Origin of the sequence: Paenibacillus catalpae (assembly GCF_900112695.1) — a bacterium.
Lineage (GTDB): Bacteria > Bacillota > Bacilli > Paenibacillales > Paenibacillaceae > Pristimantibacillus > Pristimantibacillus catalpae.
This window is the reverse complement of sequence record NZ_FOMT01000001.1, coordinates 460308-487196: the sequence shown is the minus strand read 5'-3', so window position 1 is coordinate 487196 and position 26889 is coordinate 460308. Positions and strand designations below refer to the sequence as shown.

Sequence of the window (26889 nt, the reverse complement as noted above, 5' to 3'; positions counted from 1 at the left end):
GAGGCATCTTCGCGATAACCTTTGGATAACAGCCTATGCATAGGTAATAAAAGTGGAATTAAACTTTAAAGATGGCCGCTTTCTCTTTCAGCTCATACGAGGATTGCTGCAGATTTTGCGCCATTCCTTGCAGATCGTCAGAGATATTATTCTGCTCAACAGACAGATGACCCATCTGCTCCATTTTGCCGTTCACGTCCGACGAGGTCTGCAGCAGCTTGTCTACTGCGGTAACGATATGCGTAATGCCTGTCGTAATCTCGTTGATTGCGGTCGATATTTCGCTAACCTGTTCAGACAACGTGTTACTCTGTTTCTCCAGCCCCCTGAATACGTCGCTTGCCGCGATAGAAGCCTGCTTCGTAGAGAAGATCACTTCGGCGAAGGCCCCCATGCTCTTGCTGCTTGTTGCTACGTCCTCTTGAATCAGGTGCATTTCCTTCGAGATGTTCTTCGAGATAAGGTCGGTTTGACCCGACAGCTTGCGAATTTCCTCGGCTACTACCGCAAAGCCGCGGCCATGCTCGCCTGCACGCGCGGACTCGATTGAAGCATTCAGCGACAGCAGGTTAGTCTGCGTATTCACATCCTGGATGCTCTGAAGAAATTTCGAGACATTGCTGTAACGCTCCGTGATCCGGTTAAAGGCTTCGGTAACCTGGTTAAATTGCTCTACCGTCTGATTAACCATCTGTACTACGCCTTCCATATCAACCGAGCCCGTATGCGAATCATCTCTCATCTGCTGCATATCCTTGTTGATATAATCGCTGGAAGCTGCAATCTCCTGCGAGCTTGCCGAGATCTGTTCGGTTACGGCGGAGATGGAAGTAGCATCATCATACTGGGACAGCAGGACCGTCGTTCCAAGATCAATCTGCCCTTTTACCCCTTCCGAGGCCGTGCGGTTGCGCCCGATCATCTCGCCCATCTGGTTCGACATTTGAAGCACCGTCTGGCTGACGCTGAGCGTCGCTTTGACCGTGGCTCTCAAATTATCGCCCATTGCGGCAAGCGAACGGTCAATATCGCCAAATTCATCTTTCCGTTCGAGCGATTTGTTATAAGTGAAATCATTATGCTGATACGCATGAATGCGGCCCATAATACCTTGAAGACCCGCTTTAATGCTCCTCACAAGCCCCATTGTAAACAGGAATGGAATGATAGCCAGAATCAGTACATTAATCAGAATAATAATATTAGCTGTATCCACACTGTCGGAGAGATTCTTATCCGTATGCGCCGCATCCACTGTAATCCGGCCATTCACATTCTGGTTCGCAAACTCCAGCTCATTCAAATAAATATTTACAAGCCTCAGCACGAGTGCCGATTTCATCTCGGCTGTCACATTCTCAAACTGAGTGACATTCGAGCTCTTTAAATCGTTGTAGGCAATCTCATAGATATTAGCCTGTCCGATGTAAGTCTGCTGTTCCGCCTCTGCCGGGAACATGCGGTCGAGCTTGGCGAAGGTCTCCTTCAAATGCTCCAGCTGACTTGGCATATCCGCCAAACGCTCTTTTGGATCTACTGCCTCTGCATTCTCAGTGTCATTGTTATTCTCGATGGAGTTGATCATCAAGAGCAACGTCTGAAGCAGCGTATTGGATATCCCCTCATACTCCCGCTGCGCGCTTGTTAACGTATTTGCCTCTTTGACTGCATGAGATACCGACAAATTTTGCGTGTAAATAAACGCACCTGCCACTACGTTAAATAACGTAATGATACCGGTTAACAGGAGCAGTCTGACTCCTATCTTCCGTCTGCCTCCGAGCAACTGATTTCTGGAGCTTAGCCATTGTAATGCCTTCTTAACCCTTTCCTTCATCCCCGTCTCTCCTCGCTGTCACTGAAAAAAGAATAAGCTATCCGTCCTGGACTTCACGGATAGCTGATTAAGGCACTATGTCCTGCGTCCGGCGGTCTGGCAGCCATCGTTTTCTCCAACATTAGGCCCATAACTTTGCGTCCTTGCCTTTCGACAAGTTTGCCTTTTTCAGTTTATTTACGACTATTTTCGACACACAAGGACTAGTTTAGGATATATCTACCTATTTGTAAACAAAAATTGCCACTATTCCCATACCGCCAGACTTTAGACTCATCTCTTTGAAATGGAATACGAAAACGCTATAATAGATTCTAATAATCACATAGACAGGAGTAATGTATAATGGAATTTCGGTTGGATCTAATAGACGATAAAGTAGAGTTCTTTCAAGCAAGTGATCTGCGTACGTTGGAGCTGAAGATCGAGCAGCAGATCGAGAATAATAAAGCGTTGCTGCTGCAGGTCCATCAAGTTCAGCATCAAGCCGCATTTAACTCAATTACCGGCAAAATGCTGTTCAGTGCGGTCGTACATTTCAAGGCCAAAAAGCTCTAAAACTTTTTTCAAAAAAAGGCTTGCATAATCCGTACAGGCTGTGGCATAATACGTTTTGTGCCCGACACAAAAACAATATGCCGGTGTAGCTCAGTTGGTAGAGCAACTGACTTGTAATCAGTAGGTCGTGGGTTCGACTCCTATCGCCGGCACCATTTTTTCCGGGACGTAGCTCAGCTTGGTAGAGCACCTGGTTTGGGACCAGGGGGTCGCATGTTCAAATCGTGTCGTCCCGACCATAGAGCAAACACGCAGGAAGCTTGATCATGTCAGGCTTTTTTTTGTTTTTCTTTATTCGTTATATATGACGGAAAACTTCCTTTAACGTTTGAATGATAAAAGTGACATCCTCATCCGTAGATGACAACGGCGGGCTGATCGTAAGCACATTATTGTAGCCTGCGACGGTATCGCCGTTTTTGCCTATAATAAGCCCTTTCGCCTTGCACTCCCCTATAATCCGGACAACACCGGACAACGGATAGGGCTCCTTCGTTTGCTTGTCGCTAACCAACTCAATCCCCATGAGGAATCCAAAGCTGCGTATATCCCCAACAACAGGATGCTCTTTCAATACGGCAAGCTCTTTTATGAGCCGCTCGCCAAGAGCAGCAGACCGCTCAACCAATTGTTCCCGCTCCAGAATCTCGAGATTAGCGAGTGCAAGCGCACATGCTGCGGGTGATCCGCCAAATGTATTCAGGTGACGGAAGTGGCTGTACATTTCTTTGCCTTTGAAAGCTTCATAGATATCTTTGCGCACCGCGGTTGCCGACAATGGCAGATAACCGCTGGTGAGTCCTTTCGCCATTGTCACGATATCCGGCTTGATGCCGTAATTCATATGGCCAAACTTCTTGCCCGAGCGTCCAAACCCGCAGATTACTTCGTCCATAATAAGCAAGACTCCGTACTTCGTGCAGATGTCCCGGACCGTCTCCAGATAGATTGGCTCAGGCACAATCACTCCCCCGCCAGTAATCGCCGGTTCCATAATAACCGCTGCTATCGTCTCCTGGCCTTCCCATATAATCGTATTTTCAATTGCTTGCGCGCATTGCAGATTAAACTGTTCAACCGTCATTCCTTCGGGACGGCGGTAGCTGTCCGGCGGCTGGACGTGGAGGAAGCCTCCGGCAAGCGGTTCGTACATATATTTGCGCTGAGCTTGCCCGGTTGCGGCGAGTGCCCCCATCGAATTGCCATGATACGCCCGGTATCGCGAAATAAACTTGTACCTGCCAGGGGCACCGGTCTGCTCATGGTATTGCCTCGCTATCTTGAATGCCACTTCATTGGCGTCAGATCCGCTGTTCGAATAGAAGATGACATAATCATCCTCCAGCCATTCATTCAGTTTCTCTGCCAGAAGGATTGCCGGTTCATGGCTTTGAGTAAGCGGATAATACGATAGCTGCTTGAGCTGCTCATATGCCGCGCGCGCCAGCTCCTCCCGGCCGTAGCCAACGTTCACGCACCATAGGCCGGACATTCCGTCCAAATAACGGTTGCCCCGGTTATCGGTAATCCATGAGCCCTGCCCCTCCGAAACAACCATCGGCGGTGCTTGCTCATTATAAGGCGTCATCGCATGCCATACATATTGACGATCCTTGGCGATCAAATCCGCTTCTTCCTGATTATTGGACATCTGGTCGTACTCCTCTCCACTTCCAATTAGTGATTAGTACCTGGCAGTCACCATTTTTTTGCGTGTATAAAACTCGACTCCGTCGCGGCCATTGGCGTGCAGGTCGCCATAGAAGGAATTTTTGTAACCGGAAAACGGGAAAAACGCCATCGGTGCCGGGACTCCCAGATTAATTCCCAGCATGCCGGCATCAATCTGTTCGCGGAATTGTCGGATAGCCTTCGCACTGTCCGTATACAGGCAGGCACCATTGGCAAACTCCGATTGATTGCTGATCGCTATCGCCTCTTCCAGCGTGTCCGCTCTCACGATCGCAAGTACGGGTGCAAACAGCTCTTCCTTCCAGATGGTCATTGCAGGTGTAACACGATCAAAAATGGTAGGACCGATAAAATACCCCTCTTCACTTACCGTGTCCAGCCGTCCGTCACGTATCAGCTGCGCTCCTTCTTTAACGCCTAGCTCGATGTAACGGATTGTCCGATCTTTGTTCTCCTGACGGATGACCGGGCCAAGGAAGACGTCTGTGTCAAGGCCATTGCCGATCTTGATCTGATTTGCAGCTTCAACGAGCCGCTGCTGCAGCTGATCCGCTGCATCCCCGACGGCAACCACGACCGCGCAAGCCATACAACGTTCACCTGCCGAACCAAAGGCTGCCGCAATAATATTGCTGACGGCTGGCCCCATATCCGCATCCGGCATAACGATCGAATGGTTTTTCGCTCCGGCGAGCGCCTGCACGCGTTTACCGTGGGCAGCTGCAGTCTTGTACACATACTCCGCAACTGGCTGCGAGCCAACGAAGGAGATCGCTTTGACCTGCTTATTTTCCAGCAGTCCATTTACCACGTCCCTCGCGCCATGCACGATGTTTAATACGCCATCCGGCAATCCCGCTTCCTTGAACAGCTCCGCCAGACGGTTCGCCAAGAGCGGCGTGCGTTCGGAAGGCTTGAGTACAAATGTATTACCACAAGCGATGGCCAGAGGAAACATCCAGCATGGCACCATCATCGGGAAGTTGAATGGCGTAATCCCGCCGATAACACCAAGCGGATAGCGATACATTCCGGATTCAATCCCTGTTGCAATATCCGGAAGCTGGCTGCCCATCATTAAGGTCGGCGCCCCGGCTGCGAACTCCACGCATTCAATTCCCCGCTGCACTTCGCCATGGGCTTCCGTGTAGCTTTTGCCATTTTCGGTCGTAATGAGTCTGGCAAGCTCATCCCAATGTTCGGTCAGCAGCTGCTGGTATTTGAAGAGAATCCGAGCCCTTCTCGGAACGGCCACCTCTCGCCAGTCTTCGAAAGCTTGCTGAGCCGCCCGAACGGCCCGCTCCACATCCTCCGGCCCTGAATAGGGCACCTGTGCGAGAAGCCCTCCAGTTGCCGGATTTGGCACCTCTTCATAACGTCCGCCCGCCGGCTCTACCCATTGCCCGCCTATCCAATTCCGAATCGTCAACTCAGCCGATTGAGACTGCGGCACACCAACCACCCGCCCTTCATTCTCTTGCTATATATGTCTAGTATAGGTCCGGATATTACCGTTTTCATTAGACAGAATGTAACGAAGTTAGAGGGCTTTTTCAACCTGAACGTCAGAAAAAAACCGCCCGGGAATAGGCGGCTAACGCATGCTATCATAGATATGCAGAGCTTCCAAGAGAACTTGCTGATCATACCCCGTTCTCTGATGAATTCTCGTGCACCATTGTTCCAGATTCTCTGCTGCTGTCTCATGGAATAATCCTTGCGTTGTACTCAGAACACTGTTCCAGTTATAAAACTCCCAATGCGCGATCTCGTCGCCCCTTGGGACTCGGCATTCTAATAAAGGCTTGTCTTTAATCGTATTCTGGGAGATTTCTGCGGCTTTCAGGAAATCCGGGATTGCAACCGGAGTTGTATGAAAATCCTGACTGCTCACCTTTCCGTTTGGTCGATGGTACTCAACCGTAAGCAAGGAGCCCTCTGAATTCACTTGGATTTCCGCTGCAGGAAAGAAGCCTTGTAATCTGTCTGAACGATAATTCTTACTCTCGGAGTCAATAAGTACCGGGTTCAGCCATTGATCCCCCAAGTCGCAAAAATAGCGATGACCTTCTTCGCTCATGGCAATGACTGCAACATGGGCATGAGGCGTTCCCAAATCATGTCCGACCGGATAGGCTTCAATGCCGTCTTGATCAAATTCATGCAGCAGCCATAAGGCGAGATCAAAGCAATTGCCGGTTATCCCGTATTGCTGATAATGCTCCTTCATTAAAGAGACTTCTCTTTGTTTTCTTGCCGTGTCTTTCTGAAAGTACCAGACTTTGGTCAATGTCTCCATCGGAAAGCGATCAAATTTTCTCCACACTTTCAATATGCCATCGGATGCCATCATTTAAGGGCCTCCTTATTTTTGAATTGAAGGATACGGTCCCTCGTCTTACGCAAACGCTTCTCCGCTCCATCTCATAAACGATGTTTACATCCGGTTCAATCCCATTCGCAATGCGGCAGCCTAGACAGTCCATAGCGCTAGATTCTCCTGTCGTGTTTGATAATAAAATCCGGCTTCGTCACGTATTCCAAATACGGGATCGTGCCGTCAAAATCCAAGTAAGCCTGATACCTTGTCTGGATCGCCGGTAAATGGATCAGATCAAGCACCTTCTCCTTTTGAACCCAACAAACCTCAGACGTTTCTTCGGAGGTTTGCAAGGAACCGCCTATTGGACGGCATGCAAAATCCAGCATCAGCTTGGTTGGCACATCCGTTACTCCATCATGCCATTTATACGTGCCTGTATTGGAATACACGCCAATCAGATGGGAGACAACACATTCCATCCCGCTCTCTTCGCGGATTTCGCGCATAAGGGCATCGGTCAAATTTTCCCCGGCTTCCACCTGTCCCCCGGGAAATACCCATCCATCATGCTGTGTCTTCACCAACAAGATATCGCCTTGCTCATTCTCTACAAAACCGCCTACCGCCACGATATGAGTGGGCATTGTCATGGACATAACCTCCTTACAAGGATTAGCTTAAGCGACGATCAATAAAAGAGATCCGATTTACCCGCCTCGCTTATTTTGGATATATTAATCTCTTTATCTTCCCTATATTTACCATAAAAAGCAACTGATTTTTCCATCATATCACTATCATCATTTTGGATCAGTTTCAGCCAACAAAACGTCAGAAGGAAAAAAACGAGCCTCATCAGAGACTCGTTTTTCCGAACTACTTTTTCATAACGTACTCATTCATGAAATCATTCCGGAATTTCCCGTCAGGATCGCATTCCAACAATAATTGCCGGAACTCCGGAAGCTTCTCAAACAACGATTGGACACGCTCAGCCGGCATGGTGAACACCTTGCCCCAATGCGGGCGAGCGTTAAAAGGTTCAAGCTTAGCCTCAATAAGTGGCAGTACTTGTTTCACAGCCTCCCAATTCGGCTTCCAGGTGAAGTGGAATCCAACGCTATCCTGCTTATAGCTCGGGCTCATCCACAAATGATCGGCTGCGATGGTGCGAATCTCCGAAATAAATAAAAGCGGCGTGATCTGCTCGCCAAGTTCATGAATGGCGCGCAGAGCATGATAGGCATCCTGGCGTGCTACAAAATACTCCGACTGTATTTCTTCACCGGCACTTGGCGTGAAATCCATCCGGAAATGCGGCAGCCGTTCATGCCATGGACCCGGAACGCCAAATTGCTCGCTGCAATTTTCCGCCGTCTGCTCCGGCACCGGATGGCGCTTCGCTTCTGCCAGGCTGGCACCAAAGAACTCAGCTTCCGCAGCTGCCGTATTCGCATCAGCCAATCTCTTTTGCCACACTTGATTAATGGTAGAATCTGTCCAGTCCGTAAAGAGACTGACGCTGTATGCGCTTGAGAAAATCGTATCCAGATTATTCTCCAGCTGTGCCAGAGGAAGATTCTCGTAGATATATTGACTGATCTCAAAGACGGGTTGAATGTCCAGCGTTATGGCTGTCACAACGCCCAAAGCCCCTAAACCAACTACGGCCCCATTGAACTTGCCGTCTTGATCCTCACGGGTAAATACAGCCAGCGTTCCATCGGCTTTAACAATCTCAAGGGCAAATACAGCCGTTGCAAGATTGCCGTTACGGTCGCCAGAGCCATGGGTGGCTGTAGCAATTGCTCCGGCTATCGTAATATGTGGCAGCGAGGCCAGATTATGAAGCGCATAACCCTCTTGATACAAATATTCGCCAAGTTCCCCGTAACGGATGCCGCCTTCAACTTTTACTCGGTTATTCACTTTGTCTAAGGCAAGAACACGGTTCATCTTCTGAAGCGATATCATGCTAGCATGCGAATCTGCAATTCCGTTAAAAGAATGTCTCGAGCCCAGCACTCTTAGCTTGCTGTTTCGTACGACAATCTCCTGCACTTGTTCTACACTTTCGGGATAAAGATATTCGAGGGCATTATAGGTAAAATTGCCAGCCCAATTCCGTTCTTTTGCCACAACCGCACTCTCCAGTCATTCAGGATGATAAAGTCCACTTATAGTCTTTTACCATCCGACCTTCTTTTCCTGCTCCCGGGGAAAATAAAATAACCAGCCTAGTGTCGAAGGCCGGTTAGTCCATTACATGATAATATCTTCAAATTCGCCGCGCTCGCAAGCTGCTTCGAATTCCTCTTCATCCATCTGGTTCATCTCATCGATTCGCCCGATCAGCCTCATGCCCTCTTCAAGGAGCTCTGGCTGACATTCAAAAATCCGCTCTATCTCTTCGGTTAACTTTGATGCTGTCCATTCCTTATGGATGTGAGCGCCGATTTCCACGACTTGATCAATGGTCCATTCACGGCTTTGAAAGCTGAAGCTAAGCCTTGCGTTTATTTCCTCTGCCACGCCTTCCAGCTGTATAGTCAGCCTGTTGTCCAGCATTTGCAAGCCCTGGGGCAGCGCATGATATTTAAAGCCCTTCTCTGTTAACGAAGAAATACGGAACACCCAATCGACTCCCCCCATGAACTCGTCAATATAATACCAAATCTTTGCGAAAAATCAACAAAATTCGTCAAAGTTTTCAGATCCTCGCGCTTCACCGAATAGAGAAAAGGACTGCCTCTTGTTCGTAGAGACAGCCCTTCTCTTTATTCCGCACAATACATAAATCCGATTGCCCCCGGACCGGTATGCGTCGTAATGACCGGAGTGGCCGGGCGAATACGGACTGGAGCAGCTGTGATCCGGCTAATCTCTTCCCGAAGCCGCTCGGCCAAAGTTAGGTTATCGGCATGCGAGATACCAATTTCGGTAATCTCTTTGCCTTCGGTATCGCTCTTGAAACGTTCCAATAAACTTTTAATAATCTGGGATGAGGTCCGGACCTTCGTAACCGGCGTGTATACGCCTTCCTTAAGCATGGCAATTGGCTTGATGCTCAGCACGGAGCTGATCCACCCTGTTGCTTTGCCGATGCGGCCGCCTTTAACGAGATTTTCCAACGTATCAACGACGACTAATAATGAGGTATTATCGAGCATTTTTTTCAGTCTGGATTTGATCTGCTGAACGGTCAATCCTTCACGAGCCATCTTCGCAGCTTCAATGACCTGGAATCCCAGCGCCTGAGAGATCATCTGCGAATCAATAACAACAACGTTACTGGAGGACATTTCTGCTGCAGCACATGCAGTGGAATAAGTGCCGCTCATACCGCTTGTCATATGAATGGAGATAATCGTGTCCCCATCCTTGCCAAGCCGGTCATACAAGTCGAGAAATACACCAACCGCTGGCTGAGAGGTTTTCGGCAATTCGGAGGCATGCTTCATCTTTTGAATAAATTCCAACGGAGAAATCGTAACATTATCTTCGTAGGTTTCTCCATTCACATATACCGACAGAGGAATGACTTCCACTTCATGCTGGTCGAGCAGCTCCTTCGGCAAATCTGTTGTGGAATCAGTAACTATCCTGATGCCAGGCATATTTAGCCCCCTCAAATGAATTATCACCATAATGGCCATAAGGCCATCGTGATGATTCATGCTTCGTAAGCATAAACTTATGAATTATCACCATAATGGCCATAAGGCCATCGTGATGATTCATGCTTCGTAAGCATAAACTTATGAATTATCACCATAATGGCCGTACTGGCCATCGTGATGATTCATGTAAAAACAAACTACGAACAATACGTGGGTTCCTGCAATTGGTTTCACTATTCCCGAATGGAACTTTATACCTATGGCCTCCGTTATTATCGCATGGCTGTATCCGAGAGGAACAGGTTAAATAATGGGATATTCGGTTATAAGTACATAGAGCCATATCCAAATAGCGGAGATATCTCCAAAAATAAAGAGGGTGCCCATAAGTCATGTTAATGACTTATGGGCACCCTCTTTATTTTTGGATTCCTTTGAATTAACTTGGTAAGGTTGGAATCCCCTCACAAAAGCGAACGCTGACGGTTCTTCAGAATCATTAAAACGCTCCGTTTGCCATTAACCTGTCAATGAAATGCCGAAATGACAAACAAAAAAATACACGGATGCGAGCCGTATCTCTAGCGAGCGACCCTCTTTTGAGACGGCCTCTTCTTTTCACTAGACGATTACCAGTTGTTGCCGGAGCCTGTTACCGTAAAGCTGCTTGAAGTATTAGAGAATTTACCGGATGGCGCACCGTTCACCGTATTATTGTTGAAGGCCGAACTGCCGGTTGCTGTTCCTCTGATATAAATCCCGTAAGTTCCAGCATTAACAATCGTGTTCGAAGCATAGATTACCGAAATATTGGGAGCCGGTTCTTCAATAAATATACCGGAGTAAACGCTGTCCTGAATCGTGTTGCCGGATACCGTCACCGACAAGTTTTGTGCCTTGCCATTGTTATTCAGCCAATACGCCCAGATGGCACCGATCTGGTAGCCATAATCTTTATGATAGGAACCGGTTCGGATAAGCACGTTATCTTGAACAGTCAAAGTACCTGTCATTGACGGAGGATTAAAGTTTGTACCAAACGATATCCCCGAACCATTTACAACCGTATCCGTCAGGAGGTTCCCGATGACCTTGTTATCTTTGCCGCCGTAGATCGCGATGTTGTTTGCAAGGGTAGGAATTTGAACCGTATTGTAGCTGAAGGTATTGTTGGTATTCAGATAAGTATCCGACCACATCGCAAGACCGTCATCCCCGCTGTTGCGGACTGAGTTATTCGTAACGGTTGTATTTGAAGTGCCGTAATGGAGATTAAGCCCATCCGCCCAGACGTCACGGATTCTGGAGTTCGAGATTGTAGCATTATTCGTTTGATTCGTAAGCCAGAAGCCAACCTTGGCATGCTCGATCCATAGGTTCGTCAGCGTAGAATTCGTACCGTTCCCTTCCACGCCGGAAACGCCGTTGTAATCATCACGGATGAGATCATTTGCGCTAATCTTGAAATCAGAGACCATCACATTGCCGCCACGCAAGTAGAGCCCTGCATAGTTGCCGGACAGAGTCGAATACCATATCCCTGCACCTTTCATCGAGACGCCGCTGTCAAGGTACAGTCTTGTGCCGGTGCTATTATACCCCGCGCCTTTCGTCCCGTTATTCAGCGTAAAAGTACCCGATGGAATCCATACGCCTTTATACGTTCCGCCGGAGTTTTTCACCGCATTGATCGCATTGTTCATCGCCGTTGTATCATCTGCACCGTCATTGGCTACTGCCCCATAATTGGTGATAGAGACATAATTGGACGGCATGGTTAATGCTGCCGGGATCGCTTCGGTCTCAATCAGATCGACTGTTACATTGGCTGTCGAGCCGAAGTTCAGGTTCGTCGCATTCCGCTGAAGCTTAATAACGGTGCCTGCCGGATATTCCTGGTTCAGAACAACCGATACTTCATCGTACATGTGATGCGGTGTAGTTGGTGTGGCATTCGGGTTATTCGACCACCTGATTTCTCCGCCTTCCGTTCCCCATGCGCCATAGTTCCAGCTGTATTTGGACGTCAGGTTGATATCTTTGAATAGCGTACCGCCAACATACATGCTGATGGCAGAATCAATGCCTGTTCCTGCAGCGTTATCCGGAATCGAGTATCGAATAGTTACGCCTTTAGCCGCCTTTGCCAAAGTGAATTGCACATATTGGCCGGCAGCTGTCAGCTGCACGGCTTTACGGCCGGAAGCTTCCGATGCGATATGACCAAAAGTTGTATTCGGACCCACAAGAGCCCCTGTGTACGTGACCGACTCTGCTTCGTACGTGTCATAAGGCATAGTTGCCCCGTACGTTCCCGCTGGCGGCGGCGTCACTGGCGGTGTCACTACAAGCTCGACATCCAATTTGTCGATATTCACATTACCGGTATCCGTCGTATCATATTTGTACATGATTGTGTTGTTGCCGGCATTTAGCGTTACCGTATCGGCTTTGGTGCTCCAGGTATCCCAGTTAGAGGTAGCCGGAAGAGACGTCTGGGCGGCTTTTATTCCATTCGCATAGAGACTAAGCGTCTGCGCGACAGTAGAGCCGTTTGCATATTTTAACGCAACGTTATAGCTGCCTGCCGCCGCCACGTTTACATTAAAGGTCGCCGATGCATTGCCTTTATTCGAATCAATAAAACCGCCTACAAAGCCGATTCCGCTGTAGCCCGTATGATCTGTTGCAACAGCAGTGCCGCCGGATAATACGGCTGCTTCCGCCTCGTAAGTTCCAGCCGGTGAAGTTGGAGGAGTTACGGTACCCCCGCTTCCGTACACCTCAAGCTCGGAGACTTGACCAGCCGTAGAGCCGGAGTTCGCTGTCATGCTCACTCTGACGTATCTCGCGGAAGCTGCTGTGAAGGAAATCGTAACCGCATTGCCTGAAGTCGGATTAAAGGTGTACGTGTTGGAAGCAGCCACCGTGCTGTAAGTCGTATTGTTTGTGCTTGTTGAGACAGATAACGTCTGAGTTCTCGTACCCCAAGAAGCTGGAAGCTTCAGGACAACGGAGTTGACGCTTTGCGCGCTTCCGAGATCTACGGTGAGGGTATTCGGATACGAGTTGGCAGCACCTTCATAATAAGTGGAGGCATTCCCGTCAACTGCGTTTGTCGCGGCGAAGCCGGAGTAATTATTGTTTGAAACGATCGATTTGTTCAGAGCCAAATTTGTTCCGGATGGCGTGGTGCCTGTGGAAGTGTCGCTAACGACAATATTGTCCAGATTCACATTCCCGGAATCCGTTGTATCGAACTTATACGCTATCGTATTGCTGCCCGAATTCAAAGATACGGTCTCCGTTTGCGTTGTCCAGCTGTTCCAGTCGGCCGTTGCCGAAAGAGAAATCTGCTTCAGCTTGATCCCGTTAATATACAAGCTTAACGTCTTGGCTGAGCCTGTTCCGTTCGAATATCTTAATGCCGTTGAGTAGCTGCCTGCCGCACTTGCATTTACCGAAAATGCGGTGGAGGCACTGCCTTTATTGGTGTCGGTATAGCCGCCTACAAATCCGGATCCGGTATAACCCGTATGATCCGCAGCTGCAACTGCTCCGCCGGAACGGGTTGCGGATTCCGCTTCATAAGTTTGGGAAGCTGCAGATACAGCCGCCGCAAACGGCAGTTGAAGTGCCAGTAAAGCCAGAGTGAGCACATAAATGAACAACCGGTTGCCTCTTGTTTTCCTTAACATGAGATTACCTCCAATGGATTAGGGTTTGAACCTTTAGCGAACGCTTCCTCCTTTGCTTATCACATTTCCCACAATAGGTAAGCGGTTACAATATTCTTCTCAACCTCACTCTTAGCTGCGTCTAATCACTCACCATGGTATCGGAGAACGAATACGACTCCATAAGCCATTGTAGAAATCTATCCCTGCCTTGCACTACCACGCTAATGACTTCCTAGGTAAAAATTGTGACCTGACGAAAAAAAGAGACACTCCGTACGCGAAATTTCATAAAAATAGCGGTGCCTGGGGTCATCCCCTGCACCGCTTTTTAAATATTAATCTGCTTTCTTCAGCAGATTGTGGGAAGTGAAAACCGCCCGACCTCCAGGATGAATTTAGGCAAGCTTGGCCTAATTTATTCAAAGGAATCCCTGAGGGACAGCCTCTTTCTTTAAATAATCAAGCTGCTAACCGCAAAGCTTGTTCCAATAAACACGAAGCATAAAAGGGCTCCGATGGCGACATTGCCTTTTTGCAGATGCTCAGAAATTTTGAGACCCGGGGTTGCCAGTTCAAAGATCCAGTAGGAGATGATTAATATAAAATACCCTACTAAAAACCATAACATCATATACCATATGGAGGTATTCGTATAAGCCGCTACGCCAATGATTAGTGCCGTCGACAAAAACTTGCCGCCAAACGCTAGACCCACGGCCATATTGCCTTTTTTCAATTCTTCCAAATCATTAAACGGCGTCATTAAACTAAAGATCAGCATGCCAGCCAATTGCAAAATGATGATAACGACAACACTAACGACAAGATTAATAAATACGGTCACTGCGCCCACCCCCGGAATTTCGAATATACCTGATCATAGTCATTGTATAAGTGAACTTGCTCAAGATTGATTTTAACTTTGGATTTCGATTTGAGAGAAGCATACTTTTCATCGCTGATTGGCTGCTTGATCACATTGCCCGATGGCAGAGTGATAACTGCAAACTCACGCGTTTTACCGGCATTCTCTGTCTTGTATACGCCAATCAAGTCAACTTCCGTTTGAATCGATTCCTTTAAGTTGGCCAAGTCCTCCAGAGCGCTTTTCTCATCCTTAAATGATTTCAGCGTATCCCATGAAGACAGCTTGATCTGACTGCGTCTGTCGTCGTCCGTTGTTAACTGCGCATCCATATATTGAAGAATCCACACTTTATCTCCCGTTGCATAGTTATTGTCATTTGGAAGAAGCGTGTTGTCCGGGATGATCGTCATATCGCTGCCAACAAGATCGCCAACCTCCGATTCAACGACGCGGTAATCCCACGGCACGTTCCTTACCGGATGTATAGTTGGGGCTGCAGGAGTAGCCGTCGTATCTTGTGATGGCGATGACGTCCAGGCAGAGGAATCCGAGCTGGTGCTAAACACATAATCCGGATTATCCGTACATGAACTGAGAATAAGACATAACAACAATAGGCTAGTGGCGATGGTTAGTTTCTTCATTGTGCTCCAACACTCCAATCGGGATAAAATGACTTGAATTGCCGGTAATCGGCCCGCCGGCTCGCCCGAGAAGACCACCAGTCTCTCCATTGATCATGAACATGCCAACCAGCAGGAAAAGTTCACCGGCTGCGGTATGAATACGCGATAGCTCCGTTCTCCTCTGATACACGACGGGAAAAAGCTCGCTCGTATCAAAAGCCTCCTGATCTTCAATCTCAAGCTGTCCGGCCTGGTCAAACATCTTGACTGATCCGCCCTCGCGCCCAAACATCGATTTGGATACAAAATCCCCGTCAAATACGGGTTTGTTATAAGTCGGCAGCATATAGCGCTCAATGGTTTCACGTTCCTGGTCGTCAAATAGAACGCCTAATTCATGCAATCCCCATGCTGCGGCTTGCAGGCCTTTTGACTGCAGAAGAATGCTGTGAACCGAATTAAACAAGTGCAAGTGACCCTTCTCGATCGCATAGGCTAATGCTTCTCCTCCATCGTCATGAGCCATCCACTCTTTCGGATAAAGCGCAAACATTCGGCGGATGGCATTCCCCTGCCCGTTTCTTAAAATTCCGTTATCCACCCACAACTGCAAGCAGTCCTCTAATTGAAGTTCAAGCCCGCTATGCTTGGCTAACGCTTCAATCGTTCCGGAATCCTCCAGATGCGAACCGTACGCCACGCATGCTACCGTGTCCGGTTGTTCGATCGCCCATGCGGACGAGACGAGATCCTTCATTTTATCGTTAACGGAAGTGACCCCTGCAAGATGACAAAGCCACGGCGTTGCAATTGAGGCTTCCACGTAACCTGTTGGTGTATCTGCGTTTAACTCAAGCATTTTAATCGTGCCGTCTTGCGAAATGGCAAAATCAAACCTGGCGTACCTGCTGATGACGCCTTCCTCCGGCATAGGTAGTAGATCTATTAAATCCCACAGTATGGCGGGAATGCCGATCAGTTGATACAGGTCATGTTTGCCGTGAATATAACGTGCCGTTCGATCGAGAACCAGCCAAAGCTTCCTGGATGCCTGTTCAAGCTCTTCATAGATTTCCCTGTTCATCCCTACAACCTGATCAATCCAGTAGGGTTCTGACTCCAGATCAGCCCAAGCAAAACCCAACTCTTTAAGAAGTTCAACCTTGCGTGTCCGGTCTGCGGCCGGTTCCCCAATCACTTTAAACACCTCTGCCGTCATCCTCCAAATCCTCCCCCTGATGAGATGGAGCTGGAGTGAGAGCTGGAAGAGTTGGAAGAAGAGGAACTAAATCCGCTGGACTTGCCGCCAATTCCGCCTGGAGACGACGAGGTTGAGCGGCGGGTAACCGTACCGGTAGAGCTCGATGTCTTTGGTGGGGACACCGATGAACCAACAACAGGCTTGTTCTGGAATTTACCATTGGAATAGCTCTTAGGCTCGTATGGACGGGTGCTGCCATAATAATAGGACCGATGGGAAGAGGCATAGGATTGCGACGAATACGAGCTGCCGCTGTTGAACAGCAAATGATAAAGCATCAAATCATCCCATCCGAAGCCGGATGATTGATGAACAATGGTTGTTCCTCCGCCGGAACCGCCGCCGGAGGTCACTTGCGGACTCTCCTGTACCGTTTCCGCTTCATCCAGCTCTTCATCGGATGGCAGCGGAAGATTCCAGTCGACAGCAGGATCATAATACCGTTTCACTGCCTCACTCGACCATTCAACAAGCTTGGGGCCGGATGTTGAACTGGATACCGTAGGCGTTGGAGACGCGGTTGCGGCCGGACTTGCGGCTTCAGCGTGAACTGGTACTGCTGCCAAATTGGCTATTAGTGCGAGGCCTAATGAAGTAGAAAGCACCTTGAGCGGTATTCCTTCTTTGGTTAACAGTTTGGATTTTAGGGGATCGAGTTTTTTATCTTCTTGCATGTCCAGTACCTTCTTTCCTTCTATAATGTCTTGTTATTCATTCTCACAACAAGGAGCTCTAATTGGCCGGCATCAAGGTTCAACTTTCCTTCCAATGTTTGATACTCCTGGCCATGCAGAGTCAGATAGTTCACATGCTCCAGCGAGGCGATCATCGCAGAATCCCATTCCCGATCATCAAGCTGGCTTAATCCTCGTTCCGGATCTTTTACAAACAAAACAACTCGCATCTATTTATGTGCCCCTTTCGATTGGATGTTCATTGTATACGGCAATAGCGTTTTTGACGTTTCAAATTTTTGGAACTAAAATATTGACTCGTAAAATAAAAAAACACAATCACATTAAACGTGATCGTGCTTTATTAGCTGTGGACGCTTACGTTACCTTGACTTTTCGAATTGTATCATGAAGTATTTGGGAAAATAATAGTCCAAATTTACTATTTCCTCTTTTTGGAATTGTTGTTCAGCACTAAAGCATTATAAAAAAACCGAAACATCTCCTAGTGGCAAAACGTCTATACATAGTAAGAAGATAGCTTTGAAATGGAGGTCGTTATGTCATGAAAGAACAGGTGCAGCCCTCCTGTGATTTTACAATCGAGGTGATGGGCGAAGGAGCGGCAACTGCCGTGCCGGACGAAACGCTTGTTACGCTTGGTGTTTCTGACGAAGGGGACGGTCTGGCGGAGCTTCAGGCGGAACAAGCGGAGAAGATTGCGGCCATTATCCAAGCCTTGCTTGATCTTGGCGTACCACGGGAAAATATTTCGACCGCGCAATATACCATTGAGCCACAGTATGATTTTATTGACGGGAAGCAAGTCTTTCGAGGTTACAGAGCCGTGCATCTCTTGCGAATCACCATTGACGGAGCAAAGGACGCGGGAAGCATCATCGACGCGGCAGTCGCCCAAGGGGCAAACATGGTAACGGATGTATCGTTCAAATCATCGCAAGCGGAAGAGGCCCGGCGAAAAGCATTAACTCTGGCTGTCCGCGATGCCGAAGCGAAGGCACTTACGGTTGCCGCCACGCTTGGCGTCTCCCTGTCTGCCGTTCCATGCAAGGTGATGGAAGCACCGGGAAGAAGCTTTGAACCGGTCATGTTCAAAGCAGCATCCTTGCCCGCCGGTGACGCTGGCACATCCATTGAACCAGGAACGTTAACGTATAAAGCCTCCGTTCGCGTCTGGTATCTGTACGGGTGAAATGCAAAAAACGGCGGTGCGAGCCTGTAGATGACCGCACCACCGTTTTCGATTCAGTAAACCTTATTCATCAGCTCAATCACTTCAACCAGCGTAAGGCCGAAGGATTTATAATAGGACGCGTCGGCAGCCATTTGCTTCAAAATCATTACATTGCGTAATTGCAGTATCTGATCGGGTGTAAACTCGGCTACAAAGCATCCTTTACCCGTGACCGTGTTGATCAAACCAGCGTGCTCGAGTTCTTCCCATGCCTTCTTGACGGTTATGATGCTTACTCTGAGCTCCTGTGCCGCTTGTCGTATCGGCGGTAAAGCATAGCCGCTTTCTAATTCGCCTTTCAGGATCTGGGCGCTGATTTGTTCGTAAATCTGCTGATAAATGGGTTTATCGGATGAGTTGGAAATGGCTACATTCATTCATTATATCTCCACTTTAGGGAACCGTTTACTTGCAATACGATAACCAATGACGGTTAAAGCAATAAAGACAAGGATTCCTGCGATCAGAATAGAAGCTTGAAGGGCTGTACGGTCAAGACCGGCACCATAAAAAATATCATGTACATAAGAACTCTCAATTCCGATCCACTGCGCAATTCCGGCAAACAGCATAGCAGCCACAATTGACACAAGCGTTGCCTCACCATATTTGTAAGCTGTTTTGTAATAGATGGATATAAAACAAATGTTGAAGATCCCAAACATCACAAAACATAATCCCCAAAAACCCATATGAGGCTCAAAGAAATAATAGGTGATATTCGTGTACAAGTTAATACTTATCATACCAAAGATCATTGCAATGACAATATGCAAGAGTTCAAGGAGAACAATAACGGATACCTTAGCTTTCACGATATCGTTTTTGGTCACGGGCATCATGGCCGTAAACATCAAATCGTTCTGAGCTCGAAATCCGCCGAACATATTGGGCATCGTGATCCAACAAAAATACAGGAGGACAATAAAATAGATCCAGCCGGGAATAAACATTAAAGCTCCTGTCAAAAAAGGCATGATTAAATAGATGAGGGGTACTCCTAATTTAAAATCCTTCAGAATTAAATTATACATACATATCCTCCTTCTTCGCGAAATAAATCATTATCTCCTCAAGGCTTGGTATGGCTGCGTTAATCCCGGAAGCCGGGTCGAAATCGTCTGCGTGTATCAATCCCGTAAAGCCAAATGAATTTTTCTTATAGGAAATGAGCAGCTCTTTCACTTCGCTGAGCTGGCTTTCCTTGCCGCTCAGCAGGCGGTAAGTCTCCACGAATGCTTCTTTCTCCGCGCTTTTGACAATTTGCCCGTTCTCAATAAAGGTGATAAAATCCGCGCATTTCTCCAGATCAGAGGTAATATGCGTGGAGAAAAGAATGCTGATCTCCCCTTCTCCAACGAGCTCTTGGAAAATCTCCAATAAATTATCCCTTGCGACCGGATCGAGTCCGCTGGTTGGTTCATCAAGGATTAGAAGCTTCGCGCCATGGGACAAGGCAAGGGCCAAATTGTATTTGACCTTCATCCCCGTCGACAGTTCGGAGATTTTTTTGTTTTCATCCAATTTGAACTTTCTCAGATAGCTGTAATAGGTATCATCATTCCAATTTTTATAGAACTTCTTAATGACATCGGTTAACGTTTTTACTTTGCTTCGATTGTGAAAATCAACGTCGCCAAACGCGAACCCGATTTCCTGCTTCAGCTCTAATTCGTGCTCGGCAAGGTTCTTGCCCAGAATACGGACCTCTCCGCTGTCGATATGAATTAAATTCAAGATCGATTTAATCGTTGTTGTTTTCCCTGCTCCGTTGGCGCCTATGAACCCCATGATATAACCCTTTTCCAACTGAAACGATATATCCTTCAGCTCGAAATTTTTATATTTCTTGCTTACATTCCGAATATCTAATGCCAGCATAGCGTACCTCCGATCAAATTGTGTATGTCGTGTATACACAATATATCATCAAGGAAATTTGAAGTCAATTACGGAATTACCTAAATTCTAGAAACAAAAAAAACCTTGAGCGGTTTTAGCCATTCAAGGTTATCTCGTTTTCCATTATGAATCGCCTGCTTCTCTACCCCTTCATCCCGCCCTGCATGCCAAAGCCTTTGGACATAAAGCGTTGGGATAAGATGTACAGCATCACAGACGGGATAGCGTACATGACGGAGAAAGCGGCTAATTTGCCATAGTCGGCCATGCCGTATTGCCCGAAGAACTGATAGATCTTAAGCGAGGCCGGGAAGTTCTCCGGGGACTGCAGCAGGATGTAGGGCACGAAGAAATTCCCCCAGCTGCCGGAAAAGGTAAAGATGGCAACGGTGCAAATACCCGGAATCATAAGCGGTGCAACGACCTTCCAGATTCCTACGAATACCGATGCGCCATCAATCCAGGCTGCTTCCTCCAGCTCGGAGGGCACGGAATCCATGAAGTTTTTCAGCATCCAGATTCCGTATGGCATGGCCGAAGCAACAAAGAAAAGAATGACGCCAAATATATTGTTATAGAGCTTCAACGTCAGAAACAGCTGATACACCGGTACCATTACGGCCGTAATCGGCAAGGAAGTCATGAACAGGATGGTCAGCATAAAAGGCTTCTTGTATCTAAGTTGATAACGCGACAACGGATAGGCTGCCAGAAGACCCAGTATGACGACCAGAACAGCTTGGCCACCGGACATCAGGAGGCCGATCAGAAAGGCACGCTGATTGTCTTTGTTAGTCAATACGTCCACATAATTATTGCCCGTCAGATGGGTTGGCGTCTTGAGTGACTGCATCGCATTCGTATCGACGGAGGCTACAAGCACCCATAGCAGCGGAAGCAGAAAGCAGATTCCAATGACCGTTAATATGGTATAGGGCAACAGCTGGAAAATCCATTTGCGTTGATTTGCACTCATATTGTTCTCCTTGTCCGTTTACTCTTTCATCGAGCGGATATAGAACAAGCTAAGAATGATACCGATAAACAGCAGCAATAAGGAAATGGCCGTACCGTAACCAAGCTGATAATTGACGAAGGCCTGATTATACATAAAGATCGGCAGCGTGGTCGTGGACGTTCCCGGCCCTCCGCCTGTCATCGCGTAGATCAGACCAAATACACCAAGCGTCTGCAGCGTAACGAGCATTGCATTTGTTGTAATGGAATCCTTGATATAGGGGATCGTTACTCTCGTCAGTACTTGCCATTTCGAAGCTCCATCAACAATAGCAGCCTCTTCAATCTCGCTTGGCACATCATCCAGAGCAGCCTGGAACACCAGCATGGAGAAGGCTGTGCCATGCCAAATATTCGCCAGGATGATGGTAATCATCGGGACCGTGTACAGCCAGGTGACCTCGCTAAAGCCAAACGATGTCAGAATCGCATTAAGCGTTCCTTCATCCGCGAAAAAGCTGTACAAGCATAACGCGCACACGATTTCAGGCGTAACCCATCCCGCCAGCACAATGGTGCCGATGATTCTCCGGAACCATCTATTTTTGCTCTTCATTAAAAGGGCAATAAGGAACCCCAGCACCTGCTGACCAATAACAGCCGAACCAATCAGGAATATGAGTGTATTCCATATACTCGTCCTCACTGTTGGGTCCTCGAACATACGCGAATAGTTATCCAGGCCGACAAAATTCAGATCCTTGGCCGCTTCCCCGGTAAGAGCCAGATTAGTGAAGGAATAGAATACCGTCAGCAGGATCGGGTATATAAAAAACACCAGCATGATGGCCACGGAGGGCAGCAAGAAATACAGCCACGTCCATGTCCGCTTTCGCTTCGTTATGCCATTTAAGGCCACAGTGCTCATTAAGGTCTACCTCCTCCGCCTTGCGTGTGAAAGAAGACTTGCTCAAGCAGCAGCAGCGAAAGGAAGTGCTTGAGCAAGCCGTTTTTTATTATTTTTCTAAAATTTTATCCTCACCTACAATTCGGGTAACATCCTGCGCGTATTTATTCGCGGCATCCTGCGCTGATGTTCCTGAAGCAACGGATTCCACCATCGTCTGAATTTGCGTCGACACTTCCGGATATTTATCCTGTGCCGGACGGAACTCTGCATTTTTCAAATATTCGGTTGCAATTTGGTTAAACGGCATTTGGGTATACTCCGGATCAGATCCCACGTCCGCGCGAACGGTGATATTGCCGGATGCAATAACAAGCTTTTTCGAGTTTTCTTTGTTGAGAGCGAATTTAATCACTTCCCATGCCTCGTCTTTATGCTGAGCGTTGGCCGGAATCGATAATGCCCAGCCCCCCGCAAGCGTGATAGAGCCAGGTGCCTGGCCTTTGCTTGTCGGCATTGGCGCGAATCCGAGAACATCCTTGTACTCTGGCCATGGAGCAGCGCCGCCTTCCAGATAGTTGCCGGTAATCCAGGAGCCGTCGAGCGAAATCGCCAGCTTGCCTTGCGGCAAGTATTCACGGGTAGCCGTATTGCCCGCTTGACCGTTCAGGACCTTCGAGAGCGGCGGTCCAAGCTTTTCTTTGTTAATCGTTTGGATGAATGTGAGAGCATCAACTATGCCCTGGCTCTTCGTAATCCATTTACCCGTGTCGTTATCGTACAATCTCTCGCCAGTCCCATAGAGAAGCATTTCATAAGTCTGCATGGAAGTCGCTTCGCCGGTTGCCTTGCCCATGTTCATCCAGATTGGCACGACGTCAGGAAGCTTGCTCTTGATCGTTCTGGCTGCATCAAGCACTTCATCCCAGTTTTTCGGTGTCCATTCTTCTGGCAATCCTGCCTGCTTGAAGAGCGTTTTGTTATACCAAAGCCCCCTGGAATCGGTATTGTAAGGGACACCATAGACCTTGCCGTCACTTGCGGTAACGCCTTTTTTGAGTGCCTCAATGAAGGAGCCGTTCGTCCAGTCCTCCCAAGCGCTCACCTTATCATCCAGCGGCGTCAGGTAACCGGCACTTGCGTCCGAGTTGAGGATAAACGTATCTTCCGTCACGATATCCGGTGCGGTATCTTTGGACTTCAGCGCCAATGCGATCTTGGCAAAATAATCGCCTTCGGACGCCTGTATCGGAGTTGCCTTAATCTCTACGTTTTTGTCCGGAAAATTCGCTGCAAGCTCTTGAATCCATTTGTACATGACACCTTCTTCGCCGATACCGTCATCGCGATAGGTGATTGTAATGACCTTTTTCTCCGTGCTTCCTTTGTCTCCTCCGTCGTTTGTTGATCCCGCGTTTGTCTCTTTGGTGCCTGTGTCTGCCGAAGTGCTTGGACTGTTGCTAGGCTTGTTTGTATTGTTCGAATTGTTCGAGCAGGCAAACAGCAAGGTTGTACACAAGACGAGCGATGTGGAAATGGACCAGAATCTTTTACCGCGAGCCATCAGAATCCCTCCCTATTAGTCAACCACCCTTGGTTAAGCGCTTCCATGCGGTTATAGTTCATAGATATTTATCTACCTCCATCTTTATTCGATGAAAATCGGAAGATTCGACTATAATATTGCGACATAATACTCTATTTAAATGACTTTCAAAAATCGCTTCAAATAATGGCACGATAAAAAAAGCCCCGGCACTTGTCGTCCGGAACTCATTATGAAAAAGGTCTATTATTAAAGAATCAAAGTCAGCAGAGAGTTTTGGACATAAAAATCAGCCTCTCTACTATTCACGTAGTCTAATAGAATCCACTTCATGTAACAATTCGTGTAATGCAAAAAAAATGCCGTGAAGCATCCCAACCAGATGCTCACGACATTTAACGGTTATTTCAATTAAGCGGCCAGCTTTGGCGCATGTGATTTTTTCGCTACAAATTTACTGAACAAGAACCGCACCAGCGGGCCCATCACGATCAATTGAAGAGGAAATGCCAAGATATAGTTATGGAAAACGATAGAGAAATAATGTTTGATCAGCGATCCCTCTCCCAAGCTGTCTGCCAGTGATGAGCTGATAAGACCATATAACGACATGCATAGTACCATGCCCGTAACCATGCAGAAAGCAAGCGATAGAATCACATATATTTTCTTCGACTTGTCATAAGGCAGCGAGAAGGCGATTTTCTTCGCAACCGGTCCTACTACATACATCTCAATGACGAAAGCAATCATAAAGCCCAACACATATTGCAGTACCGTTACTCCCGGAGAAATAGTTCCAAACAAGTCATTACGTATCATGTTATACGTAATCATGACAAGAGCCATCCCCGTTACCATCATCAATCCAAAATAAAAATCTTCTCTCTTATTCGCAGGCAAAATCATCATCCTTTCTGTTCTCCTTGTCATTATAGAGAGTTGCACCCCCTCTTCATAAGTGACAAGTTTGTGAATTTTTTAGGATGAAAGCTACTGGAAATACATCTAGTTTCCTTTCCTATAATGCAGCGGAACATACCCGGTGACCGATTTGAACACTCTGCCAAAATGCGTCACGCTGCCGAATCCGACCCGCTTCGCGATAAGATTCACCTTCATGGAAGACTGCTCAAGCAGCTTTTTCGCTTCCTTGATTCTGACGCTGTTTAAGTATTCAACGAACGTAAATCCGGTTGCTTCCTTGAAAAATCGGCTCAAATAATAAGGGCTGACGTAAAACTTCTCCGCCAGCAAATGAAGCGACAGCTCGATCATGTAATGAGCGTTGATGTAACGGACAATCTCCGATATTCGCTCATGCATCGGGCTTGGCGATTCCAGCGCTTCCGCACGGTTCAGCTTCACGTGACGACAGCAGATCATGAGCAATTGCAAAGCCAGAGTCTGCGCATACATCTCGAAGCCGGGCTTCTTTTCCTGCATCTCCGTGATGATCGTTTGCGTCAAAGTCTCAATGGCTAATCGATCCTGCAGCGGACATTTGACAATGAGATACTCCTTCTCAAACAGCGGATGCAGAACGTCCATATACGTCGCATTCCCGGCAGCCATATGCTTCTCATGAATATTCACGATAAGCCGCTCATGCTCCGGCGTCTCCGTATTCGTGGTCCTGTGCAGAATATTGGGAGAGATGATTACAATGTCCCCTTCATGAACGACCATCGTCCGATCCTTAATAAAAAACTCCCGCTTGCCGGACATCAGACTAAAAATTTCGTATGTACTATGAAAATGGCTCACAGGCATATTGTGGCTGCGGGCTTTGCGGTAAGAGACCGAGAAGGTCCCCTCTCCGTTGTCGTATTGGAAATCCCCCATCCTTCGCCACGCCCCTTCAAGTGCTTTGACTTTCATTATACGCCTCTGTTCATTTACAGCAAGATATAAGAAGAATTCGTTCTTTTCTGCAAAAAATGTACATTTCTTCGTGCTAGTATAGCCTTATGACAAAGAGGGAGGCTGAGCGTACGATGAATTCTTCAAACGCAGCAAATATGGAGGAAAGCAATCATGCCGAATATTCCCCTATTCAATGGGCGGAGAAAGCCTGCGAGGCATTAATGGCAAAGTTCGAGCCGGAGCAGCTTCCGCCGGACCGGTTCCATTATCATCAGGGAGTATTTTTATCGGGCATGGAGAAATGCTGGAAGGAAACGAATAACCCTGACTATTATCATTATCTGAAACGATGGGTGGACAGCCAGGTCCTCGAAGACGGCAGTATTAAGAAGCATAAACCCAATGAACTGGACGATATTCAACCGGGTGTCCTTCTCTATAACCTGTACGAGCAAACCGGGGACGAGCGGTACAAGAAAGCCCTTCACTACCTGGTGCCGCTGATCAAATCGTGGAAAACGAATCCTTCCGGCGGCTTCTGGCATAAGGAGCATTATCCGAATCAGATGTGGCTGGACGGGCTTTATATGGCCGGGCCAATCGCCGTTCAGTTCGGCAAAACCTTTGATGCAAGCGAGTATTTCGATATGATGACCTATCAGGCCATTCTGATGGAAAAGCATACGAAGGATCCTGTCACCGGCTTGCTGTATCACGGCTGGGACGAAACGAAAGAAGCTTCATGGGCGGATCCGGTTACCGGTCTTGCTCCTGAATTCTGGGGCCGCGCTATTGGCTGGTATCCGGTTGCCCTGCTCGAAATGTTCGAATATCTGCCGGAGGATCACAAGGATAAGCCAGCGCTAGTTGCTATCCTGCAGGATCTCCTGATCGCATTGACCAAATATCAGGATTCCGCAACAGGCTTATGGTATCAGGTAGTCGATAAGGGAGACCAGCCGGATAATTGGCCTGAAAATTCCTGTACATCCCTTTACGTGCATGCCATCGCCAAGGCCGTGCGGTTCGGCTATCTCGATGCGAAGTATTTGGAGCAGGCCTGGAAAGGTTATCAAGGCGTCATCGATACGCTGAAATTAGATGACAACGGCCATGTCGTGATCGGGCAAATCTGCATCGGCACGGGGATTGGCGATTATGCCCACTACATCGCCCGCCCGACAAGCGAGAACGATCTGCACGGCGCAGGAGCTTTTATCCTGATGTGCGTGGAGATGAGTCTGGCGGCAAAGACCGGAATTAATTGACCAAAAAAAAGCTGAGGCCTCAAATAGGCCTCAGCTTATCACTTTTTCA

General features: G+C 47.8%; 25 protein-coding genes, 2 tRNA genes and 1 riboswitch. Of the genes, 5 read left to right on the top strand and 22 right to left on the bottom strand.

Going from position 1 to position 26889, the window contains the following annotated elements; genetic code table 11:
- Positions 1–58: 58 nt before the first annotated feature.
- Positions 59–1837, bottom strand: coding sequence for a methyl-accepting chemotaxis protein (locus BM200_RS01785; RefSeq protein WP_091180646.1), 1779 nt, complete (start codon positions 1835–1837; stop codon positions 59–61).
- A gap of 87 nt (positions 1838–1924) precedes the next feature.
- Positions 1925–2011: riboswitch (cyclic di-GMP riboswitch) on the bottom strand.
- 171 nt (positions 2012–2182) lie between these two features.
- On the opposite strand from BM200_RS01785, the gene BM200_RS01780 reads away from it, so the two are divergent.
- The 3 genes from BM200_RS01780 (at position 2183) to BM200_RS01770 (ending at position 2634) form a co-directional block, all read left to right on the top strand.
- A complete protein-coding gene (locus BM200_RS01780; protein WP_091180643.1) occupies positions 2183–2395 on the top strand; it encodes a YrzA family protein in 213 nt (70 codons plus the stop codon).
- A 79-nt stretch (positions 2396–2474) separates the two neighbouring features.
- A tRNA-Thr gene (locus BM200_RS01775) sits at positions 2475–2550 on the top strand.
- 7 nt (positions 2551–2557) lie between these two features.
- A tRNA-Pro gene (locus BM200_RS01770) sits at positions 2558–2634 on the top strand.
- A 59-nt stretch (positions 2635–2693) separates the two neighbouring features.
- On the opposite strand, the gene BM200_RS01765 is transcribed toward BM200_RS01770, so the two are convergent.
- The 13 genes from BM200_RS01765 to BM200_RS01705 form a co-directional block, all read right to left on the bottom strand.
- Positions 2694–4046, bottom strand: coding sequence for an aspartate aminotransferase family protein (locus BM200_RS01765; RefSeq protein ID WP_091180642.1), 1353 nt, complete (start codon positions 4044–4046; stop codon positions 2694–2696).
- A gap of 33 nt (positions 4047–4079) precedes the next feature.
- A complete protein-coding gene (locus BM200_RS01760; RefSeq protein WP_245772856.1) occupies positions 4080–5540 on the bottom strand; it encodes a CoA-acylating methylmalonate-semialdehyde dehydrogenase in 1461 nt (486 codons plus the stop codon).
- A 141-nt stretch (positions 5541–5681) separates the two neighbouring features.
- Complete coding sequence (locus tag BM200_RS01755) at positions 5682–6440, bottom strand: hypothetical protein (RefSeq protein WP_091180640.1); 759 nt, start codon at positions 6438–6440, stop codon at positions 5682–5684.
- 137 nt (positions 6441–6577) lie between these two features.
- Positions 6578–7060, bottom strand: a complete 483-nt coding sequence (locus BM200_RS01750) for an NUDIX hydrolase (RefSeq protein ID WP_091180637.1) — start codon at positions 7058–7060, stop codon at positions 6578–6580.
- A 226-nt stretch (positions 7061–7286) separates the two neighbouring features.
- A complete protein-coding gene (locus BM200_RS01745; RefSeq protein WP_091180635.1) occupies positions 7287–8549 on the bottom strand; it encodes an FAD-binding protein in 1263 nt (420 codons plus the stop codon).
- A 123-nt stretch (positions 8550–8672) separates the two neighbouring features.
- Positions 8673–9044: a hypothetical protein gene (locus tag BM200_RS01740; protein WP_091180632.1), complete on the bottom strand. Its 372-nt coding sequence runs from the start codon at positions 9042–9044 to the stop codon at positions 8673–8675.
- A 143-nt stretch (positions 9045–9187) separates the two neighbouring features.
- Entirely contained in the window at positions 9188–10027 is an 840-nt protein-coding gene (locus BM200_RS01735) for a DegV family protein (RefSeq protein ID WP_091180629.1), read from the bottom strand.
- Between the two features lie 632 nt (positions 10028–10659).
- Positions 10660–13728, bottom strand: coding sequence for a galactose-binding domain-containing protein (locus BM200_RS01730; RefSeq protein WP_091180627.1), 3069 nt, complete (start codon positions 13726–13728; stop codon positions 10660–10662).
- 433 nt (positions 13729–14161) lie between these two features.
- Positions 14162–14554 (bottom strand): DUF350 domain-containing protein, encoded by a 393-nt coding sequence (locus BM200_RS01725; protein WP_091180624.1) that lies wholly within the window; start codon positions 14552–14554, stop codon positions 14162–14164.
- Positions 14551–15222, bottom strand: a complete 672-nt coding sequence (locus BM200_RS01720) for a hypothetical protein (RefSeq protein ID WP_091180623.1) — start codon at positions 15220–15222, stop codon at positions 14551–14553. Before BM200_RS01720 ends, BM200_RS01725 begins: the two co-directional genes overlap by 4 nt.
- Positions 15197–16423, bottom strand: coding sequence for a glutathionylspermidine synthase family protein (locus tag BM200_RS01715; RefSeq protein ID WP_091180621.1), 1227 nt, complete (start codon positions 16421–16423; stop codon positions 15197–15199). Before BM200_RS01715 ends, BM200_RS01720 begins: the two co-directional genes overlap by 26 nt.
- Complete coding sequence (locus BM200_RS01710) at positions 16420–17139, bottom strand: hypothetical protein (protein WP_175532703.1); 720 nt, start codon at positions 17137–17139, stop codon at positions 16420–16422. Before BM200_RS01710 ends, BM200_RS01715 begins: the two co-directional genes overlap by 4 nt.
- Before the next feature lie 20 nt (positions 17140–17159).
- The gene (locus tag BM200_RS01705; protein ID WP_091180617.1) at positions 17160–17369 is read right to left on the bottom strand and encodes a hypothetical protein; all 210 of its coding nucleotides are present in this window, start codon (positions 17367–17369) and stop codon (positions 17160–17162) included.
- 335 nt (positions 17370–17704) lie between these two features.
- Here BM200_RS01705 and BM200_RS01700 point away from each other — a divergent pair, with 335 nt between their 5' ends.
- Positions 17705–18352 carry an SIMPL domain-containing protein gene (locus BM200_RS01700; protein WP_091180614.1) on the top strand — a complete coding sequence of 216 codons (648 nt, stop codon included), beginning with the start codon at positions 17705–17707 and terminating at the stop codon, positions 18350–18352.
- Positions 18353–18405: 53 nt separating this feature from the next.
- Here BM200_RS01700 and BM200_RS01695 read toward each other — a convergent pair whose 3' ends face one another.
- The 8 genes from BM200_RS01695 to BM200_RS01660 all read right to left on the bottom strand — a co-directional run bounded on the left by BM200_RS01695 (position 18406) and on the right by BM200_RS01660 (position 25551).
- Positions 18406–18771, bottom strand: coding sequence for a GntR family transcriptional regulator (locus BM200_RS01695; protein WP_091180612.1), 366 nt, complete (start codon positions 18769–18771; stop codon positions 18406–18408).
- 3 nt (positions 18772–18774) lie between these two features.
- Entirely contained in the window at positions 18775–19428 is a 654-nt protein-coding gene (locus tag BM200_RS01690; RefSeq protein WP_091180610.1) for an ABC-2 transporter permease, read from the bottom strand.
- Entirely contained in the window at positions 19421–20275 is an 855-nt protein-coding gene (locus tag BM200_RS01685) for an ABC transporter ATP-binding protein (protein ID WP_091180608.1), read from the bottom strand. Before BM200_RS01685 ends, BM200_RS01690 begins: the two co-directional genes overlap by 8 nt.
- A gap of 163 nt (positions 20276–20438) precedes the next feature.
- Entirely contained in the window at positions 20439–21272 is an 834-nt protein-coding gene (locus BM200_RS01680; protein ID WP_091180605.1) for a carbohydrate ABC transporter permease, read from the bottom strand.
- Between the two features lie 18 nt (positions 21273–21290).
- Positions 21291–22181, bottom strand: coding sequence for a carbohydrate ABC transporter permease (locus BM200_RS01675; protein ID WP_091180602.1), 891 nt, complete (start codon positions 22179–22181; stop codon positions 21291–21293).
- 88 nt (positions 22182–22269) lie between these two features.
- Positions 22270–23724 (bottom strand): ABC transporter substrate-binding protein, encoded by a 1455-nt coding sequence (locus BM200_RS01670; RefSeq protein ID WP_091180599.1) that lies wholly within the window; start codon positions 23722–23724, stop codon positions 22270–22272.
- Between the two features lie 393 nt (positions 23725–24117).
- Positions 24118–24618, bottom strand: coding sequence for a DUF2798 domain-containing protein (locus BM200_RS01665; RefSeq protein WP_245772855.1), 501 nt, complete (start codon positions 24616–24618; stop codon positions 24118–24120).
- Between the two features lie 96 nt (positions 24619–24714).
- A complete protein-coding gene (locus BM200_RS01660) occupies positions 24715–25551 on the bottom strand; it encodes an AraC family transcriptional regulator (protein ID WP_091180596.1) in 837 nt (278 codons plus the stop codon).
- A 152-nt stretch (positions 25552–25703) separates the two neighbouring features.
- On the opposite strand from BM200_RS01660, the gene BM200_RS01655 reads away from it, so the two are divergent.
- Entirely contained in the window at positions 25704–26840 is a 1137-nt protein-coding gene (locus BM200_RS01655) for a glycoside hydrolase family 88/105 protein (RefSeq protein WP_245772854.1), read from the top strand.
- The last annotated feature ends 49 nt before the right edge of the window (positions 26841–26889 follow it).

Coding starts and splice junctions, on each gene's coding strand:
- BM200_RS01665 (WP_245772855.1), bottom strand. CDS start 24,618: ATGATGATTTTGCCTGCGAATAAGAGAGAAGATTTTTATTTTGGATTG.
- BM200_RS01700 (WP_091180614.1), top strand. CDS start 17,705: ATGAAAGAACAGGTGCAGCCCTCCTGTGATTTTACAATCGAGGTGATG.
- BM200_RS01685 (WP_091180608.1), bottom strand. CDS start 20,275: ATGCTGGCATTAGATATTCGGAATGTAAGCAAGAAATATAAAAATTTC.
- BM200_RS01780 (WP_091180643.1), top strand. CDS start 2,183: ATGGAATTTCGGTTGGATCTAATAGACGATAAAGTAGAGTTCTTTCAA.
- BM200_RS01695 (WP_091180612.1), bottom strand. CDS start 18,771: ATGAATGTAGCCATTTCCAACTCATCCGATAAACCCATTTATCAGCAG.
- BM200_RS01705 (WP_091180617.1), bottom strand. CDS start 17,369: ATGCGAGTTGTTTTGTTTGTAAAAGATCCGGAACGAGGATTAAGCCAG.
- BM200_RS01675 (WP_091180602.1), bottom strand. CDS start 22,181: ATGAGCACTGTGGCCTTAAATGGCATAACGAAGCGAAAGCGGACATGG.
- BM200_RS01655 (WP_245772854.1), top strand. CDS start 25,704: ATGAATTCTTCAAACGCAGCAAATATGGAGGAAAGCAATCATGCCGAA.
- BM200_RS01715 (WP_091180621.1), bottom strand. CDS start 16,423: ATGACGGCAGAGGTGTTTAAAGTGATTGGGGAACCGGCCGCAGACCGG.
- BM200_RS01765 (WP_091180642.1), bottom strand. CDS start 4,046: ATGTCCAATAATCAGGAAGAAGCGGATTTGATCGCCAAGGATCGTCAA.
- BM200_RS01735 (WP_091180629.1), bottom strand. CDS start 10,027: ATGCCTGGCATCAGGATAGTTACTGATTCCACAACAGATTTGCCGAAG.
- BM200_RS01755 (WP_091180640.1), bottom strand. CDS start 6,440: ATGATGGCATCCGATGGCATATTGAAAGTGTGGAGAAAATTTGATCGC.
- BM200_RS01670 (WP_091180599.1), bottom strand. CDS start 23,724: ATGGCTCGCGGTAAAAGATTCTGGTCCATTTCCACATCGCTCGTCTTG.
- BM200_RS01720 (WP_091180623.1), bottom strand. CDS start 15,222: ATGAAGAAACTAACCATCGCCACTAGCCTATTGTTGTTATGTCTTATT.
- BM200_RS01710 (WP_175532703.1), bottom strand. CDS start 17,139: ATGCAAGAAGATAAAAAACTCGATCCCCTAAAATCCAAACTGTTAACC.
- BM200_RS01690 (WP_091180610.1), bottom strand. CDS start 19,428: ATGTATAATTTAATTCTGAAGGATTTTAAATTAGGAGTACCCCTCATC.
- BM200_RS01785 (WP_091180646.1), bottom strand. CDS start 1,837: ATGAAGGAAAGGGTTAAGAAGGCATTACAATGGCTAAGCTCCAGAAAT.
- BM200_RS01660 (WP_091180596.1), bottom strand. CDS start 25,551: ATGGGGGATTTCCAATACGACAACGGAGAGGGGACCTTCTCGGTCTCT.
- BM200_RS01750 (WP_091180637.1), bottom strand. CDS start 7,060: ATGACAATGCCCACTCATATCGTGGCGGTAGGCGGTTTTGTAGAGAAT.
- BM200_RS01680 (WP_091180605.1), bottom strand. CDS start 21,272: ATGAGTGCAAATCAACGCAAATGGATTTTCCAGCTGTTGCCCTATACC.
- BM200_RS01730 (WP_091180627.1), bottom strand. CDS start 13,728: ATGTTAAGGAAAACAAGAGGCAACCGGTTGTTCATTTATGTGCTCACT.